This is a genomic window from Exiguobacterium sp. SH3S3 (genome assembly GCF_004337115.1).
In the GTDB taxonomy this organism is placed as follows: domain Bacteria; phylum Bacillota; class Bacilli; order Exiguobacteriales; family Exiguobacteriaceae; genus Exiguobacterium; species Exiguobacterium aurantiacum_A.
This window is the reverse complement of the sequence record NZ_SJUU01000002.1, coordinates 22,110-37,856: the sequence shown is the minus strand read 5'-3', so window position 1 is coordinate 37,856 and position 15,747 is coordinate 22,110. Positions and strand designations below refer to the sequence as shown.

At 53.2% G+C, this 15,747-nt stretch carries 12 protein-coding genes; 10 read left to right on the top strand and 2 right to left on the bottom strand.

From position 1 onward, the window contains the following. Positions 1-52 precede the first annotated feature (52 nt). From serC to hemW, 4 genes are all read left to right on the top strand, one after another. On the top strand, positions 53-1,129 hold the full coding sequence (gene serC / locus EVJ28_RS01955; protein WP_131487892.1) for a 3-phosphoserine/phosphohydroxythreonine transaminase: 1,077 nt from the start codon (positions 53-55) through the stop codon (positions 1,127-1,129). Beyond that, positions 1,107-2,270, top strand: coding sequence for a phosphoglycerate dehydrogenase (locus tag EVJ28_RS01950; RefSeq protein ID WP_070326974.1), 1,164 nt, complete (start codon positions 1,107-1,109; stop codon positions 2,268-2,270). Before serC ends, EVJ28_RS01950 begins: the two co-directional genes overlap by 23 nt. 12 nt (positions 2,271-2,282) lie before the next feature. Then, positions 2,283-3,467 (top strand): DUF1015 domain-containing protein, encoded by a 1,185-nt coding sequence (locus tag EVJ28_RS01945; protein WP_131487890.1) that lies wholly within the window; start codon positions 2,283-2,285, stop codon positions 3,465-3,467. A 66-nt stretch (positions 3,468-3,533) separates the two neighbouring features. After that, entirely contained in the window at positions 3,534-4,688 is a 1,155-nt protein-coding gene (gene hemW, locus EVJ28_RS01940; protein ID WP_131487888.1) for a radical SAM family heme chaperone HemW, read from the top strand. A gap of 37 nt (positions 4,689-4,725) precedes the next feature. Here hemW and EVJ28_RS01935 read toward each other — a convergent pair whose 3' ends face one another. After that, the gene (locus tag EVJ28_RS01935) at positions 4,726-5,331 is read right to left on the bottom strand and encodes a DUF1054 domain-containing protein (RefSeq protein WP_131457983.1); all 606 of its coding nucleotides are present in this window, start codon (positions 5,329-5,331) and stop codon (positions 4,726-4,728) included. Positions 5,332-5,523: 192 nt separating this feature from the next. Between EVJ28_RS01935 and hrcA the strand changes: the two genes are divergently transcribed. The 6 genes from hrcA (at position 5,524) to EVJ28_RS01905 (ending at position 11,915) form a co-directional block, all read left to right on the top strand. After that, a complete protein-coding gene (gene hrcA / locus EVJ28_RS01930; protein WP_131457984.1) occupies positions 5,524-6,546 on the top strand; it encodes a heat-inducible transcriptional repressor HrcA in 1,023 nt (340 codons plus the stop codon). Between the two features lie 17 nt (positions 6,547-6,563). Further along, on the top strand, positions 6,564-7,139 hold the full coding sequence (grpE, locus tag EVJ28_RS01925; protein ID WP_131487886.1) for a nucleotide exchange factor GrpE: 576 nt from the start codon (positions 6,564-6,566) through the stop codon (positions 7,137-7,139). 29 nt (positions 7,140-7,168) lie between these two features. Next, entirely contained in the window at positions 7,169-8,992 is a 1,824-nt protein-coding gene (gene dnaK / locus EVJ28_RS01920) for a molecular chaperone DnaK (protein WP_071397788.1), read from the top strand. A 109-nt stretch (positions 8,993-9,101) separates the two neighbouring features. Next, positions 9,102-10,208, top strand: coding sequence for a molecular chaperone DnaJ (gene dnaJ / locus EVJ28_RS01915; RefSeq protein ID WP_131439963.1), 1,107 nt, complete (start codon positions 9,102-9,104; stop codon positions 10,206-10,208). A gap of 18 nt (positions 10,209-10,226) precedes the next feature. Further along, positions 10,227-11,165 carry a 50S ribosomal protein L11 methyltransferase gene (gene prmA / locus EVJ28_RS01910; RefSeq protein ID WP_070326982.1) on the top strand — a complete coding sequence of 313 codons (939 nt, stop codon included), beginning with the start codon at positions 10,227-10,229 and terminating at the stop codon, positions 11,163-11,165. Positions 11,166-11,168: 3 nt separating this feature from the next. Next, complete coding sequence (locus EVJ28_RS01905; protein WP_131457986.1) at positions 11,169-11,915, top strand: 16S rRNA (uracil(1498)-N(3))-methyltransferase; 747 nt, start codon at positions 11,169-11,171, stop codon at positions 11,913-11,915. A gap of 99 nt (positions 11,916-12,014) precedes the next feature. Here the strand turns inward: EVJ28_RS01905 and EVJ28_RS01900 are convergent, their stop codons facing one another. Then, positions 12,015-15,683: a S8 family serine peptidase gene (locus EVJ28_RS01900; protein WP_131487884.1), complete on the bottom strand. Its 3,669-nt coding sequence runs from the start codon at positions 15,681-15,683 to the stop codon at positions 12,015-12,017. Positions 15,684-15,747 lie beyond the last annotated feature (64 nt).

Here is a 15,747-nt window from a genome sequence, read left to right as displayed (position 1 = left end):
ACGTCCGGTACGGAATAGTACCCACTTACAGAAAAATAGAGGAGGAGTAGCGGTGACCGTCTATAATTTTTCGGCAGGGCCGAGCGTTTTGCCAAAATCGGTACTACAAGAAGTGCAAGACGAGTTTCTGTCTTATCAAAAAACGGGTGTCTCAATCGTCGAGATGAGCCACCGTTCGGAGCGCTTCATTGCGATTACCGAGGCGCTCGAAGCGAGGCTGCGGAGGTTGATGGACATCTCAGACGATTACGCCGTCCTTTGGCTGCAAGGCGGGGCGACGCTCCAGTTCTCGATGATTCCGATGAACTTGCGTACGACAGGGCGTTTCGCTTATCTCGACAGTGGCACGTGGTCGAAAAAAGCGATCGCTGATGCCCGCCACTATGGGGACGTCTCAGTCGTCGGCAGTTCGGCGAGTTCGAATTATCGGGAACTGCCTGACTATAAAGGGGATGGCGAGACCGCCGATTATCTCCATTTGACGCTGAACAATACAATCGAAGGGACACGTTATACGATGCTTCCGGATACAGGCATCCCGCTCGTCGCGGACGTGTCCTCCAATATTTTGGCAGAATCGATCGACGTGAGCCGCTATGGTCTGCTGTACGCAGGCGCCCAAAAAAATATCGGACCGGCCGGGTTAAGCGTCGTCATCATTCGTCGCGACTTGATTGTCGACCGTGATTTGCCAAGTTATTTGAACTACGCCCGTCACACCGACACCGTTTTGAACACACCGGCGACGTTTAGCATGTATGTCGCCGAACGGGTTCTCGCCTGGGTTGAACGGACGGGTGGCGTCGCCGAGATGGAACGGCGCAACCGTGAGAAGAGCGCGCGATTGTATGCTTATTTAGACGGCTCAACGTTGTTCCGGTCGCTCGTCACAGGAGATATCCGTTCATTGACGAATATTCCGTTCACGACGGGACGGGACGAGACGGATCAAGCGTTTCAACAGTTTGCCGAGGAACGTGGATTGATCGAACTTGGTGGCCACCGCTCGGTCGGAGGGCTGCGGGCCAGTTTTTACAATGCGATGCCGCTCGAAGGGGTCGTACGTCTAGTCGAAGTGATGCAAGCATTTGAACAGGAGGGATACGATGTTCCACATCAAAACATATAATCAAATCGCATCAGCCGGGCTAGAGCGTTTTGAGCCGAGAGAATACGCCGTCAACGCAGTGGAGCAGGCCGATGCCTGGGTCATTCGGAGCCATGACGTACACGACGCCGAGATTCCCCCGTACTTGCTCGCGATCGCCCGGGCCGGGGCTGGGGTGAACAACATCCCGCTTGAGCGCTTGGCGCGTCAAGGGGTCGTCGTGTTCCATACACCAGGGGCAAACGCGAACGCGGTCAAAGAACTCGTACTCGCGAGCATGCTTTTATCGGTCCGGCCGATCCTTGAAGGCGCGCGTTGGGTCAACGAGCAAACGTTCCCAAGCCAAGCGTTACTTGAGCGAGCGATGGAAGACGAGAAGCGCCGTTTCGTCGGCTCTGAATTACGAGGGAAGAAGGTCGGCATCGTCGGCCTCGGTGCGATCGGGGCGTCGCTCGCGAACGACCTGCTCCAGCTCGGTGTCGACGTCGTCGGGTACGACCCGCATTTATCGGTCGATGGGGCGTGGAACGTATCGAAGCAAGTAAAACGAGCCAAGCACTTGGACGACTTGCTTAGAGACGTCGATTTGCTCTCGATCCATATGCCGCTCACGGACGACACACGCAACTTGATCGACGCTAGTTGGTTCAAACGGATGAAGCCAGGAGTGACGTTATTGAACTTCGCCCGTGGCGAGCTCGTGAACGACGCTGATTTGATTGAGGCGTTGCAAGATAAAGTGGCGACGTACATTACAGACTTCCCGCAACAGGCGTTACTCGGCCATCCTCAAGTCGTCGCTTTTCCGCATCTTGGGGCTTCGACACGAGAATCCGAAGTGAATTGCGCGATTCAAGCCGTCGATACGCTGAAACTGTATTTAGAGACCGGAAACATCCGGAATTCCGCTAACTTCCCGGACACTGAACTTCCTTATGTCGGCAAGCGACGCTTGGCGGTGCTGCACTTGAACGTCCCGAACATGGTCGGTCAAATTGCGAGCCGGCTCGCCGAGAACGGGATCAACATCGATAACATGGTGAATCGTAGCCGGAACGATGTGGCCTATACGATGATCGACATCGATAACCATAAACAAGAAGAACTGTCCGTGCATGCTTTGTACGACATCGAGGGCGTCATGCGCGTCCGTGAATTTTAAGGAGGGATCAATATGGTCATATTTAAACCGTTTAAACCGTATATGCCGACCTACCCTGAAGCTGTGGCGGCTGACCCGTACGACGTCGTGAACGTCGAACAGGCACGAGGAGACGTCGAGCGACGTCCGAACTCATTTCTCTCGGTCGATAAGCCGGAACTGTTTGCCGCTGATCTGTCGCTCGAAGCGTGGGGACGACGTGCGAGGGCCGAGTTGGAACGGTTGTACGCGACTGAACTGACGGAACAGGCAAACGGCTTTTACGTGTATCGGCTGACGAATCAAGGGCGGCGTCAAACCGGTCTCGTAGCGACGTTTTCGGTCGCGGATTATGAGGCGGGCCGAATCAAGATCCATGAACATACACGAGAAGTGAAAGAGCGGGAACGCGTCGAACATGTGGCGGCGACGAAAGCGCACACCGGACCGATTTTACTGAGCCATGAGCCGGACGAGGCGTTACGGCGTATCCTTGAAGCCGCCACGAACGAACGACCTCTATTTTCCTTCACGGACAATCAAGGTGTCTTGCACGAAGGCTATGCGGTGCCGTCGAAAGACCAGGCGCGTGTCATTATGATCGGGGCGACGATTCCGTCCATCTATATCGCCGACGGACATCATCGGGCCAAAGCGGCGGCTGTCGTCGCGGCGCGAGAACTGCCTGAAGGTGAATCGAAACTAGAGCGCGATCACTTTTTAGGTGTGCTCTTCCCGAGCGACGAGTTGACGATCTTGCCGTACCATCGCCTGTTGACCGATGTTACGCCTGAAGAAGTCGCGGCTTTATTGGACGGGATTTCGTTCTCGTACGAAGTGGTGTCGACTGACGGCCTCGTCGTTCCGCAAGCGCGCGGTTCGTTCGGATTGTCTTACCGCGGCAAACAGTATGAGTTGACGAAACGACAGTCGACCGCGGCTCTCGACGTCGCCACGCTACAACGGGATATTCTCGAACCGTACTTCGGAGTGGACGATGTCCGGACCGATAAACGGATTGACTTCGTCGGCGGCTCAGACGCCGTCGAACAACTAGAACGGTTGGCCGAACGACCGGATGTCGTCGTGTTGACATGTCACGCCACGGCGATGGGAGAGTTGATGCAGGTCGCCGATGAATCCGGACAGATGCCACCGAAATCGACTTGGTTCGATCCGAAACTGAAGAGCGGATTGTTCATCCATCGTTTCGATTGAATGCAGACAGTGGCGTGAAGACGTAAAAAGCGTTATAAATGGAAGGAGAAGAAAGGGGTGGCCGCCATGGCTAAAGCCGTATATCTTCACATTCCATTTTGTGAACATATTTGTTATTACTGCGATTTCAACAAGGTGTTCTTAAAGAACCAACCAGTTGATGACTATTTAGATGCGTTAGAACGAGAGATCGTCCTATCGCTTGAACAATATCCGACAGATGAGATCGAGACGATCTTTATCGGCGGAGGAACGCCGACCGCGCTCGATGAGGTGCAGATGAAACGTCTCATGGGCATGGTCGAGCGGCACTTGCTCCCGCTCGCTACAAAGAATATAGAATACTCGGTCGAGGCGAATCCGAACTTTGTGAGCGCGGAAAAGCTCGATACGATGAAACGAGGCGGTGTCAACCGCGTCAGTTTCGGCGTCCAGACGTTCGACGACGGCGGGCTTGAACGGATCGGGCGGACGCATCGGGCGGATGACGTGTTCGCGACGGTAACGGAGGCGGCGAAACGGTTCGACAACATCTCGATCGACCTCATGTTCGGACTACCGGAGCAGACGCTCGAACAGATCGAACGGGACCTCGACTTGGCATTCAAACTGCCGATCCAACACGTCTCGTCCTATTCCTTGATCCTCGAACCGCACACCGTCTTCGCGATCCAAGACCGCAAGGGCAAGCTTCGTCTGCCGGGTGAGGACATCGAAGTCGCCATGTACTTGAAAGTCATGGAGACGCTCGAACGCCGTGGGCTCAAGCAGTACGAGATCTCGAACTACAGTGTCGAGGGACGGGAGAGCCGTCACAACCAAGTGTATTGGCGGAACGAGGAGTATTTTGGCTTCGGAGCCGGGGCTCACAGTTACTTGAACGGCGAGCGCCGGGCGAACGTCGCGCCGATCCCGCACTATATCAAGGCGGAAGGTTTACCGGTTCGAAGTACGACGACACTCGAGACGTTCGAGCGGATGGAAGAAGAGTTGTTTCTCGGACTCCGGATGCGCAGCGGTGTGTCGTTCGAGACGTTCGAAGCGAAGTACGGTGTCTCGATGGAGTCGGTGTTCGGGCACGTCTTGACCGAACTGAAAGCGAAACAGTTGATTGAAACGACGGACACGCACGTCCGGTTGACCGAGTCGGGACTCCCGCTCGCCAACGAGGCGTTCGCGGCATTCATCGGTGAGGCACGATTAAATGATGTGACAACGTAAAAACAGGCGAATCCGACATCGGATTCGCCTGTTTTAGTTAGAGAACGAGCTCGCGGTAGATCGGCATGAGCCGTCCGAACGTATCCTCGACGAGGGCGAGGAACGCCGCTTCGTTTTGGAGGATCGAGGCATCGGCCGAAAGTTGACGACCAATCAAGAAGTCGGCTTTTTTAACGGTCGCGAAGCGCTCGACGATGGCATCGATTGACGCAGAAGACGTCTCTTCGATCAAGAACGCCTCTTTTTTCATATGATCGCCGGCAAGATGGAAGTCGGGAAATTCATGTTTAAAATCGATTGTCATGAGTCGTTTGCCGATTGCATCTTTGTTCGGCATCTCATAGATGAAGGCAAGCCAGACGAAGACACGGTCGTCGAACAGACCGACTTGGAAATGCGGATGTTTCTTATAGCCACGTTTATCGTGACAGATCGCCATCCACGTATCTTTCGGCGGATTGACCGTCCGACGGGCGTGCTTGGCGACGTGGAGATAGAGCGGGATGCCGACGTCGGCTTCAAGCTGCGGACCGACCTCGTCATAGATGCGATGGAACAGCGGTTGAATGTCCGCGCGAATACCTGACATGCGGGCGTCGAGCCCGTCTTGCGTAAACACGTTAAATTGTTTAGTTGTAAACATATGATCACCTCAATTCGTATCATACCGAAAGTGCGCGGAAGATGCATTTCGAATGACTTTCAATCGATGGAAAAAATGATGCATTTGAATTGACAAATAAGGAGAACATGATAATATTTGAAGTGTGATTAGCACTCAGTAAATATGAGTGCTAATAAAAGTGAGGCCAATCCTTCAGAGAGGAGTGATGTTGTGCTGACAGAGAGACAATTGCTTATTTTACGAGCGATCATTGATGATTACATTCAGACAGCCCAGCCCGTCGGTTCACGGACGCTTTCGAAACGGGATGACTTGTCGTTCAGTTCGGCGACGATCCGAAACGACATGGCGGATTTAGAAGACATGGGCTTGATCGAAAAACCGCACACTTCAGCAGGACGAATCCCGTCTGAAGTCGGGTATCGTTATTACGTCGATCACCTTGTCGAGACGAAACTCATCGACGAGCGGGAAACATATCGGCTCGGGGAACGCTTGCGAGCGTCCGCCCAAGAGTCAGAAGTCCTCATTCGTCAAGCCGCTGACCTACTCTCTGATTTGACCAATTATACGACGGTAGCGCTCGGCCCGAGCAGTCAGATGAACCGGCTGGCACGGATCGATTTGATGCCGCTCGATGAACGGCGCGGTGTCGTCTTGATCGTAACGGATCAAGGGCACGTCGAACATCGAACGGTCGTGTTCGAATCGCCGATGGCGCCGGATCTGGTCGAACAAACAATCCGATTTTTAAACGATCGTCTAAAAGGAACTCCGCTCGGTCAACTGAAGTTCCGTATCGGAGAAGAAGTGTCAAACCTTCGCCTCGCTCATCAACAACAATATGAGTCGATGATGCAACTCATTCAAGCGACCGTCGGGGTACATCATCCGACCTCGCTGTATCTTGGTGGGAAGAAAAACATCTTCAACCAACCCGAGTTTCAAACGCTCGATACGTTACGTCCGTTCCTAGAGTGGATCGACGAGCAAGAACGGTTGACCGACTGGCTCGAATCGTTGCCAAATCGCGAGATTTATGTGAGCATTGGGAGCGAGAATGGGATCCTTGCGCTTCAAAATTGTAGCGTCATCACCTCGGACTATACGCTAGACGGCAAGACGTTCGGGACGATCGCGATGATCGGTCCGACCCGGATGGATTATCGGCACGGGGTGCGGATGATGGGACAAATCATTGAAGCGTTAAGGCGAACGAAACTAGAAGAGTGAACGAAAGGAGCCTCAATATGACTACTGAAAATCAAAACGGGCCAGACCAAGAAGAAGAAGTGCTCGAAGAGAAAGATTTCGACGCGTTGCAGTCAGAGACTGCGGACGCTGACGAGGTTTCAAATGCTGAAATAGTGGAAGAAAGTTCTGAGGGACCAGATTTGCAACAAGAAATCGAAGCGCTCAAAGCGAGCGAGCTTCGGATTCGTGCTGATTTTGACAACTTCCGCCGCCGAACGAACGAAGAGAACGCGAAACGCGTCAAGTTCGCTTCGCAAGCCGTCATCGAGAAATTGATTCCGCTCATCGATAACTTTGAGCGTGCGCTTCAAGTCGAAGCGTCATCGGATGACGCTAAACAGATTCAAGCGGGCGTCGATATGATCCACCGTCAATTGCTCGACGTGTTAAACGCCGAGAACGTTGAAGTGATCGAAGCGGTCGGTCAGCCGTTCGACCCGAATTATCACCAAGCGGTCATGCAAGAACCGAGCGATGAGTTCGATTCTGGGATTGTAACGATGGAGCTTCAAAAAGGGTACACGTTGCACGGACGCGTCATTCGTCCAAGCATGGTAAAAGTTTCGGAATAAAATTACTTAACTAGATGGAGGAATAGACAATGGCTAAAATTATCGGAATTGACTTAGGAACAACGAACTCTTGTGTAGCAGTTATGGAAGGTGGCGAAGCGGTCGTCATCTCAAACGCAGAAGGGAACCGTACGACACCGTCTGTCGTCGCATTCAAAGGGGAAGAGCGTCAAGTCGGTGAAGTCGCGAAGCGTCAAGCGATCACGAACCCGAACACGATCCAATCGATCAAGCGTCATATGGGAACGTCACATACGGTCGAAGTCGACGGTAAAAAATTCACGCCACAAGAAATTTCGGCCATCATTTTGCAAAAACTTAAAAAAGATGCAGAGGACTATCTTGGTGAGTCAGTAACTGAAGCGGTCATCACCGTTCCTGCCTACTTTAACGACGCTGAGCGTCAAGCGACGAAAGACGCCGGGAAAATTGCCGGTCTCGATGTCAAACGGATCATCAACGAGCCGACGGCAGCGGCGCTCGCTTACGGCCTCGACAAAGGTGAAGACCACACGATCTTGATCTATGACCTCGGTGGCGGTACGTTCGACGTCTCGATTCTTGAGCTTGGAGACGGCGTGTTTGAAGTCGTCGCGACAGCAGGGGACAACCGACTCGGTGGAGACGACTTTGACCAAAAAGTCATCGATTACCTCGTATCTGAATTCAAAAAAGAGAACGGTATCGACCTCGCGCAAGACAAGATGGCGCTCCAACGCTTGAAAGATGCGGCCGAGAAAGCGAAGAAAGACCTTTCAGGCGTGACAAGCGCGCACATCAGCCTCCCGTTCATCACAGCAGGAGCAGCTGGCCCGCTTCACCTCGAAACAACACTCACACGTGCGAAATTCGATGAATTGACAGCAGACCTCGTCGAGCGCACGATGGAACCGACTCGCCGCGCGTTGAAAGACTCAGGCCTCACGCCGTCTGACCTCGACAAGATCATTCTCGTCGGTGGTTCGACCCGTATCCCTGCGGTCCAAAAAGCGATTCACGATTTCACGAAGAAAGAGCCGTTCAAAGGCGTTAACCCGGACGAAGTCGTTGCCCTCGGCGCAGCGATCCAAGGTGGTGTCCTTGCCGGTGACGTGAAAGACGTCGTCCTTCTCGACGTGACTCCGCTTTCGCTCGGTATCGAGACGATGGGTGGCGTGATGACGAAGTTGATCGATCGCAACACGACGATTCCGACATCGAAATCACAAGTGTTCTCGACAGCGGCAGACAACCAGCCAGCCGTTGACATCCACGTCTTGCAAGGGGAACGCCCGATGGCGCCTGACAACAAGACGCTCGGTCGTTTCCAATTGACGGACATCCCGCCGGCACCACGCGGTGTACCACAAGTCGAAGTCAAGTTCGACATCGATGCGAACGGAATCGTTCACGTATCGGCGAAAGACCTCGGTACGAACAAAGAGCAGTCGATCACGATCCAGTCGTCTTCAGGTATCGACGAGGCTGAAATCGAGCGCATGGTGAAAGAAGCGGAAGCGAACGCGGAAGCAGACAAACAGCGTAAAGAAGAAGCAGAGCTCCGTAACGAAACGGACCAACTCGTCTTCGCGACGGACAAGGCAATCAAAGACCTTGGAGATAAAGTCGACGCAACGGATAAAGACAAAGCCGAAGCAGCGAAAGAAAAAGCAAAATCAGCACTTGAAGGTACAGACCTCGAAGCAATCCGTACGGCGAAAGATGAGCTATCTGAAGTCGTACAAGAATTGACGCAAAAAGTATATGCGAACATGGCTGAACAGCAAGGTGCTGAAGGCGCTGAGACACAAACAGAAGCGAAAGACGATAACGTCGTCGACGCGGAGTTTGAAGATCTCGACGATCGTAAATAAGGCAACCGATAGATTGGATGGCGCCAAAGCAGGTTTCTGCTTTGGCTCTTTCCATGTTAAGGTAGAATCGGTAAAATCGAACTTGAAACAGTAAAGAGGAGAGAGTAACGTGGCGAAACGAGATTATTATGAAGTGCTTGGCCTAGACAAATCGGCCTCGGCGCAAGACATCAAACGGGCCTATCGCAAATTGGCACGGGAATATCATCCAGACATCAACCAAGAGCCGGATGCGGCCGATAAATTTAAAGAGCTCGGTGAGGCGTATGAAGTGCTGTCAGACGAGCAGAAACGGGCTCAATATGACCGCTTCGGATTTGAAGGAGCGAGCCAATTCGGAGGCGGCGGTGACTTCCAAGGTGGATTCGGCGACATCTTCGACATGTTCTTCGGCGGCGGCGGACGTCGTCAAGACCCGAACGCACCGCGACGCGGAGAAGATTATCAATACGTCGTCGACCTCGACTTCATGGAGAGCGTGACCGGTAAGACGGAAACGATCGACCTTGAGATCGAAGTCGAATGTGACACGTGTATGGGTAGCGGTGCCAAGCCGGGTACGAAACCAGAGACGTGCGGCCGTTGTGGCGGTAGCGGTGTCGAAACGGTCGAACAGAACACGGTGCTCGGTCGCATGGTCAATCAGCGGACGTGTAGCCAATGTCATGGAACAGGCAAGACGATCAAAGAGAAATGTACGACGTGCCATGGCTCTGGTCACGTCAAGAAGACACAGCAAGTCGAAGTCAAAATTCCTGCCGGTATCGATAACGGCCAACAGATCCGCATGTCCGGCAAAGGTGGTCCTGGCGCTAACGGTGGCCCGGCCGGCGATCTTTACATCGTCGTTCGCGTTCGGGCGCACGAAATCTTCGAGCGTGTCGACCAGCACATCTCGATGGAGATGCCGGTCACGTTCGCGCAAGCAGCACTCGGCGCCGAACTCGAAGTCCCGACCGTGCACGGCAAGGTCAGCTTGAAAGTGCCAGCCGGAACACAGACCGGATCGAAATTCCGTTTGCGTGGAAAAGGGATGCCGAGCGTTCGCGGCGGCGGCAACGGCGACCAGTACGTCAATATCGTCATCATGACACCGACGAACATGACAGATCGTCAAAAAGAATTGCTCCGCGAGTTTGAAGAGATCAGCGGAGAAGCGGGCGTGGAAGAACAGCACGGCCTCTTCCAAAAGATGAAAAAGTTTTTTAGCCAGTAAAAGGAGCGTGTACAAGCGATGAAATGGTCTGAAATTTGTGTCCACACGACACAGCAGGCAGTCGAAGCCGTATCAAATTTACTACATGAAGTGGGGGCACAAGGTGTCGTCATCGAGGATGTCGAAGACTACGACCGGATGATGGCAGAAGATCATTTCGGAGAGATTTGGGACGAATCCGGCCGCGATACGTATCCAACGTCGGGTGTTCACGTGAAAGCGTACGTTCCTGTCTCAGGCGACCTACCGGACACGCTCTCGACACTGAAAAAAGAAATTGAACGGCTGCGCAATATCTTTGAAGTCGGCGCTGGTACCGTGACGGCGCTCGAGATGGATGAGGAGGACTGGGCCCACTCGTGGAAGCAGTACTATAAACCGGTCAAGATCTCGCAACATCTCACGATCGTGCCGCTGTGGGAAGAATACGTGCCACAACCGGAAGAGAACGTGATCTTGCTCGACCCGGGTATGGCGTTCGGGACCGGGACGCACCCGACGACGATGCTATGCATTCAAGCGATCGAGAACTATATCCAACCGGGTGACCGCTTGATCGATGTCGGGACGGGCTCAGGCGTACTTGCCATCGCGGCGGCGAAGCTTGGCGCGGAACGAGTCGAGGCGCTCGATTTGGATGCGGTCGCGGTCGAATCGGCCCGCCAAAACGTCGAGACGAACGGCGTTCTGGACGTCGTCGACGTCAAGACGGGTGATTTGTTGAAAGGGATGAGCGGTGAGTATGACTTGATCGTCGCCAACATTTTAGCTGACGTCATCATGCTGTTCGTTGACGATGCTTACGTGCGCGTCAAACCAGGCGGCTATTTCATCACGTCGGGCATCATCGGCCAAAAACGAGATGAAGTGACGGCAGCGCTCAAGGCGGCTGGATTCTCGATCGAAGAGACGCGAGTCATGGAAGACTGGGTCGCCATCATCGCGAAGAAGGGGTAAGCCATGCAACGCTATTTCTTACAACGTGATGCGTTTAAAACAGACACGGTCGCATTGCCGCAAGACGTCGTCCATCATATCGGGACGGTGTTGCGGGCGGGACCGGGTTATCAGATGGTGTTGTTAGACGGTACAGGTGTCGAGTACGTCTGTGAGGTGATTGCGCTCGAAAAAAAATCGGGGACGGCAAAAGTACTCGAAGCGCGGCAGGCGACGACTGAACTGCCCGTTGATGTGACGCTCGCCTACGCACTGCCGAAAGGTGATAAAGTCGAGCTCGTCGCTCAAAAAGCGACCGAGCTCGGGTTGCATCATTTGAAGTTGTTCGAGTCGAAACGATCGGTCGCGAAATGGGACGCTAAAAAAGCCCCGAAGAAAGTCGACCGCTTGCAGAAGATCATGCAAGAAGCGGCCGAACAGTCGTACCGGGCCGTCGTCCCGACGTGCGCGTACGTCTCGTCGCGTGACCTGTTAGACGACTTTTCTAATTACGATGCGGTCGTCATCGCTTATGAAGAGTCGGCGAAGCAAGGTGAACAAGCGGCGCTCGCGGCTGTCTTCAAAGCGCTTGAGCGCGGACAGCGTCTCCTGCTGATCGTCGGTCCTGAAGGCGGATTTGACGAGCAGGAGATTGACGCCTGGACGAATCAAGGCGCGCGCCCGTGTGCGTTCGGTCCCCGGATTTTGCGCACCGAGACGGCTCCGCTCTATGCGTTAGCGGCGTTGTCGTATGCGCTTGAATTGAATTGAACACGAAATCAGCTCCCGCAAACTGCGGGAGCTGATTTTATGTTTAATGACCACATGACAAGAGCCCTCATCTAGGCGAGGGCTCTTCTTCATGACCGATTATTTTTTGAACAACGTGATCGTCTTCGTCGTCACGTTACCGGCGAGGTCGACCGCTTCGAACGTGAACGTATTCTCTCCTGACGTCACAGGAAGCGTGACTTTTTCAGTTCTTGAGAAAGCGCGCATCTCGTAAGGTGCTTTTAGTGCCTGGCTGAATTTCAAATCACCGTTCACGAGGAGCTTCACTTCATCAAAATTATCTTTGACAGTCACGTTGACGTTGACCGCAGTTTGTTTTTTCCCGATTTGTTTCGGTAGTTTCCCAATCTCGATGACGGCTGGTGTCGCATCGACGAAAATCGTCCGTTGGAAGTTGGCGACGTTTCCAGCCGCATCCTCAGCGACGAAGCGGAGTTTGTGCACGCCATCTATAAATGTCCGATTCGTACTGAAGTCATACCGTTTCGTTGTTTCATTCCATGTGAGCGGGACATCAATCCCATCGACTTGGAATGAGTTGATGTTTGATGCGTCTTGAATCGATCCTTTGATGGGGACGATTGACGTCGCGTAAGGTGACAAAGCGAGCGGCGCGTCCAAGAAGACGCCAGGTTTTTCTGAATCCGTCGAATAGGCGACTGTTTTGGTCGTGCTATTTCCGGCATGGTCGGTGACGCGGACGCTGACTTCATCGGTCTCACTAAGTGGCGACGTGAAGGCATGACTGGCCGACCCGTTTGCAAGTTTGGCGACAGACTTACCGTTCAAGAAGTATTCGACAGAATGGATACCAGAGAAGTCGTCGTTCGCTTTTACGGACAAACTGTCATCTTGCCACTTCGCCGAGAACGTCGGATCTGTATAGTCGACTTTAACCGGGAAGCGGAGCGTCTGTGCCTCTTTTTTCATGTAATCGATGCTCGCTTCGATCTCATAGAAGTACTTGCCGGCCGGGGCCGGGTTACCGTTCAATTGTCCGTCCCATTTGTAGTCGGCTGAGTAGTAGTAAGGTGTATTGCGTCCGCCATCGAAGTAGTTTTTACGCAACTCGTCATCTTGCCGGAGCGTGCGGACGACATCGCCTGACTCGTCGACGATGCGATATTTGACGTCTTTGGCGTTACGAAGGAGCGAGAAGACCGGTGTCGCCACATCTTTTACGTTGTCCCCGTCAGGAGAGAACGCGATTGCGTTGGACGTGAACGACTCATCTAGGTTCATGCCCAAATAATTCCCTGTCTGATCGACCATTCCAGCCGTCTGATAGAACGATCCTGATTCATAGATGGAAGCGTCGAAGATTGGTGCTTTGCCCCAGTCGCCTTCGAAACCGACGAACGGTACGACAAGTCCTGGATTGCCTTCTGCCCCGTTCACATCGGTCAAGCGCACGAAACCGTCGACGAAATAGCCGTTTTCAAATACGTCTTTGGCCGAGACGAGACCGCTCAGCGTCTTTGGATTGAGAACCTGCGCTTTCGAGACGTCGAGCGCGATTTTGAGTTCGACTGTTTGCTTCGCTTTCAGTTTGACCGTATTTGCTTTCTTCCCGTTGATCGTCACGCTGGCGTTTTGGAGTGGTTGGGCCTCCATCGCATTTTGAATCGTCCCGGCCGTCCGTTCGATGGCGAGGTCGGTCTGAAGTGAAGACGAAACATCGTATGACACGACTTTGTCGGATAAGTTCTCGACAACAAGCGTGAACGTCGCCTTGCTTCGGTTGAGTTCTTTTAAGGCAACTTTTGCTTCTTTTGTTGTCTTTTCATAGGCGACGGCTGGCGTTGAGACGGCCGCGTGCAATTGCATCAAACCGGCTCCTCCCCGACGCGGCGTGTATGGGAGGTTCTGATTCAACTGTTGGTTGTATGGACCGATATCAGTCACGGCTTTCGAGGTGTTGATCAACAAATTCTTCGCCATTGTTACCCGAGCCGTACCGCTTAAAGCGAACTCGCGATCGACACGTTCGAGCACGAGGGCGGCGCCTCCTGCGACGTGTGGTGCAGCCATCGACGTTCCGCTCATCAATCCGTATTGATCGTCATTCAACGTCGAGAAGATTTGTCCGCCTGGCGCCGAGATTTCAGGTTTGAAATCGAGGTTTGGCGTCACGCCCCACGAAGTAAAGTTAGACAGTGAACCGGCTGCACGGTTAGCGACGCTAATGCGGTCACCTGCGAATTTAATGTTCATTTGTTCACCGGCAACGAGTCGCTGTTGAAGCTCATTTCCGTCTTTAATGCTGAGTGACGCCATCGGGATTTGTGGGTTCGCTAGCGCCATACTGACGTAATCACCATGACCGACGGCACCGCGGACGATGACACCGGCAGCCCCGTTCGCTTCGGCTGTCTTTTGAATGTTCGAGTAGAAATAGGCGCCGTCACGCACCGCGAAGACGATCTTCCCTTTCAAGTCTTTCCCGACGTATTGACCAGGCTGTCCGTCACCGACATGGACGAGTTCATAGTCCCCGTTCGTGAAAGCTGGGCCATCTTGTTTCTTCCATCCGATTTTATCTGTCTTGTCACCGGATTGAATCGAGAAAGCGTCCAATTGGATTTGGTCGTTCTCGAGTGAGGCGACTGAAGTCGAGGCCGAGCTCACGCTCGGAGCGCCGACGACGCCGGTATCCGGATTGTTCGCATAAGGGAGATCGTATCCGTTTCCGAAGTACGCCGAGTTACCAGCTGAGATCGACATGAAGACACCGTTATCGACAGCACGCTGTACCGCTTGTTGCTCGGGTGAGTCGGCATCGACGAAACCGGCCGTCGATCCGAGACTCATATTGATGACGTCGGCGCCGAGTTTGATGGCATCGTCGATCGCTTTAATATAGATATCGCCGTACGTCGAGGCGTAGTTCGGGTCGTTGCTGAATACTTTGAGACCGAGTACTTGCGATTCTGGAGCGACACCTTTCAAACCTCCAGTCGCCTCATCCCCGTTGGCCGCGACCGTACCCGATACGTGCATCCCGTGCATCGAGGCGCCAGGGGAATCATCGCGAATATCATCGTTCTCGTCGTAATAGTTATAAGCGTAAGGAACTTTCTCGTTTATGTAGGCTCCCGGCAAACCGAACTCACTGACTGCCGACTCGACCTCACCTTGCGTGAGCTCTGCTTTTGTATCATCGGTTAAGCGGAAGTCGCGATGGTCTGCATCGACACCCGTATCGATGACGGCGACGATCGTTCCTTCGCCGGTATACCCATAGTCGCCCCATGTCTGTTGCGATTGGACCATGCCGTTACTCGTTACCATATCCGGTTTGACCTCGGGACGCTCGTATTCATTGACGACATGGACGTGAGCGACTTCAGGCAACGCTTCAACTTTCTGGACGTCTGTAGCCGAGAGCAACGTACTGAATCCGTTGAAGACGGTCGTGAACTCTTCAATCGTTTCTGCTTTCACACCTTTTTTTGAGATGGCGGCTTTCGCTTTTTTCTGTTCGGCTTTGACGAGCCCGTGAGCATTGTCTTTCTCGGCCTTCGTCAATTCATTGAATTTTTTCCCTTTCTTTTTTGCTTGTTCGATGGCAGGTGCACCGACGAGTTCGACGACGACACGCAATTTTTCTTGCTTGTCGGCAATCTCAGCGTTCGGCGTAACGGATCGTTTGGCAAGTACCGGATCTGTTCCGAGTCCGAGCAGCCCAGGTGTCAACGCCAGGCATGTCGCCAGGGAGACGTTTACATAAAATTTAAGTTTTGGCAATTTGAAAATCCTCCAATCGTTTAATTGAGAAGTATATGTATTTATGGAAAATGATAGCCTAATT

What these genes read in the sequence shown, in the direction of transcription:
- EVJ28_RS01950 (WP_070326974.1), top strand. Translation starts at nt 1,107, where the DNA reads ATGTTCCACATCAAAACATATAATCAAATCGCATCAGCCGGGCTAGAG.
- EVJ28_RS01945 (WP_131487890.1), top strand. Translation starts at nt 2,283, where the DNA reads ATGGTCATATTTAAACCGTTTAAACCGTATATGCCGACCTACCCTGAA.
- hemW (WP_131487888.1), top strand. Translation starts at nt 3,534, where the DNA reads ATGGCTAAAGCCGTATATCTTCACATTCCATTTTGTGAACATATTTGT.
- EVJ28_RS01935 (WP_131457983.1), bottom strand. Translation starts at nt 5,331, where the DNA reads ATGTTTACAACTAAACAATTTAACGTGTTTACGCAAGACGGGCTCGAC.
- grpE (WP_131487886.1), top strand. Translation starts at nt 6,564, where the DNA reads ATGACTACTGAAAATCAAAACGGGCCAGACCAAGAAGAAGAAGTGCTC.
- dnaK (WP_071397788.1), top strand. Translation starts at nt 7,169, where the DNA reads ATGGCTAAAATTATCGGAATTGACTTAGGAACAACGAACTCTTGTGTA.
- prmA (WP_070326982.1), top strand. Translation starts at nt 10,227, where the DNA reads ATGAAATGGTCTGAAATTTGTGTCCACACGACACAGCAGGCAGTCGAA.
- EVJ28_RS01905 (WP_131457986.1), top strand. Translation starts at nt 11,169, where the DNA reads ATGCAACGCTATTTCTTACAACGTGATGCGTTTAAAACAGACACGGTC.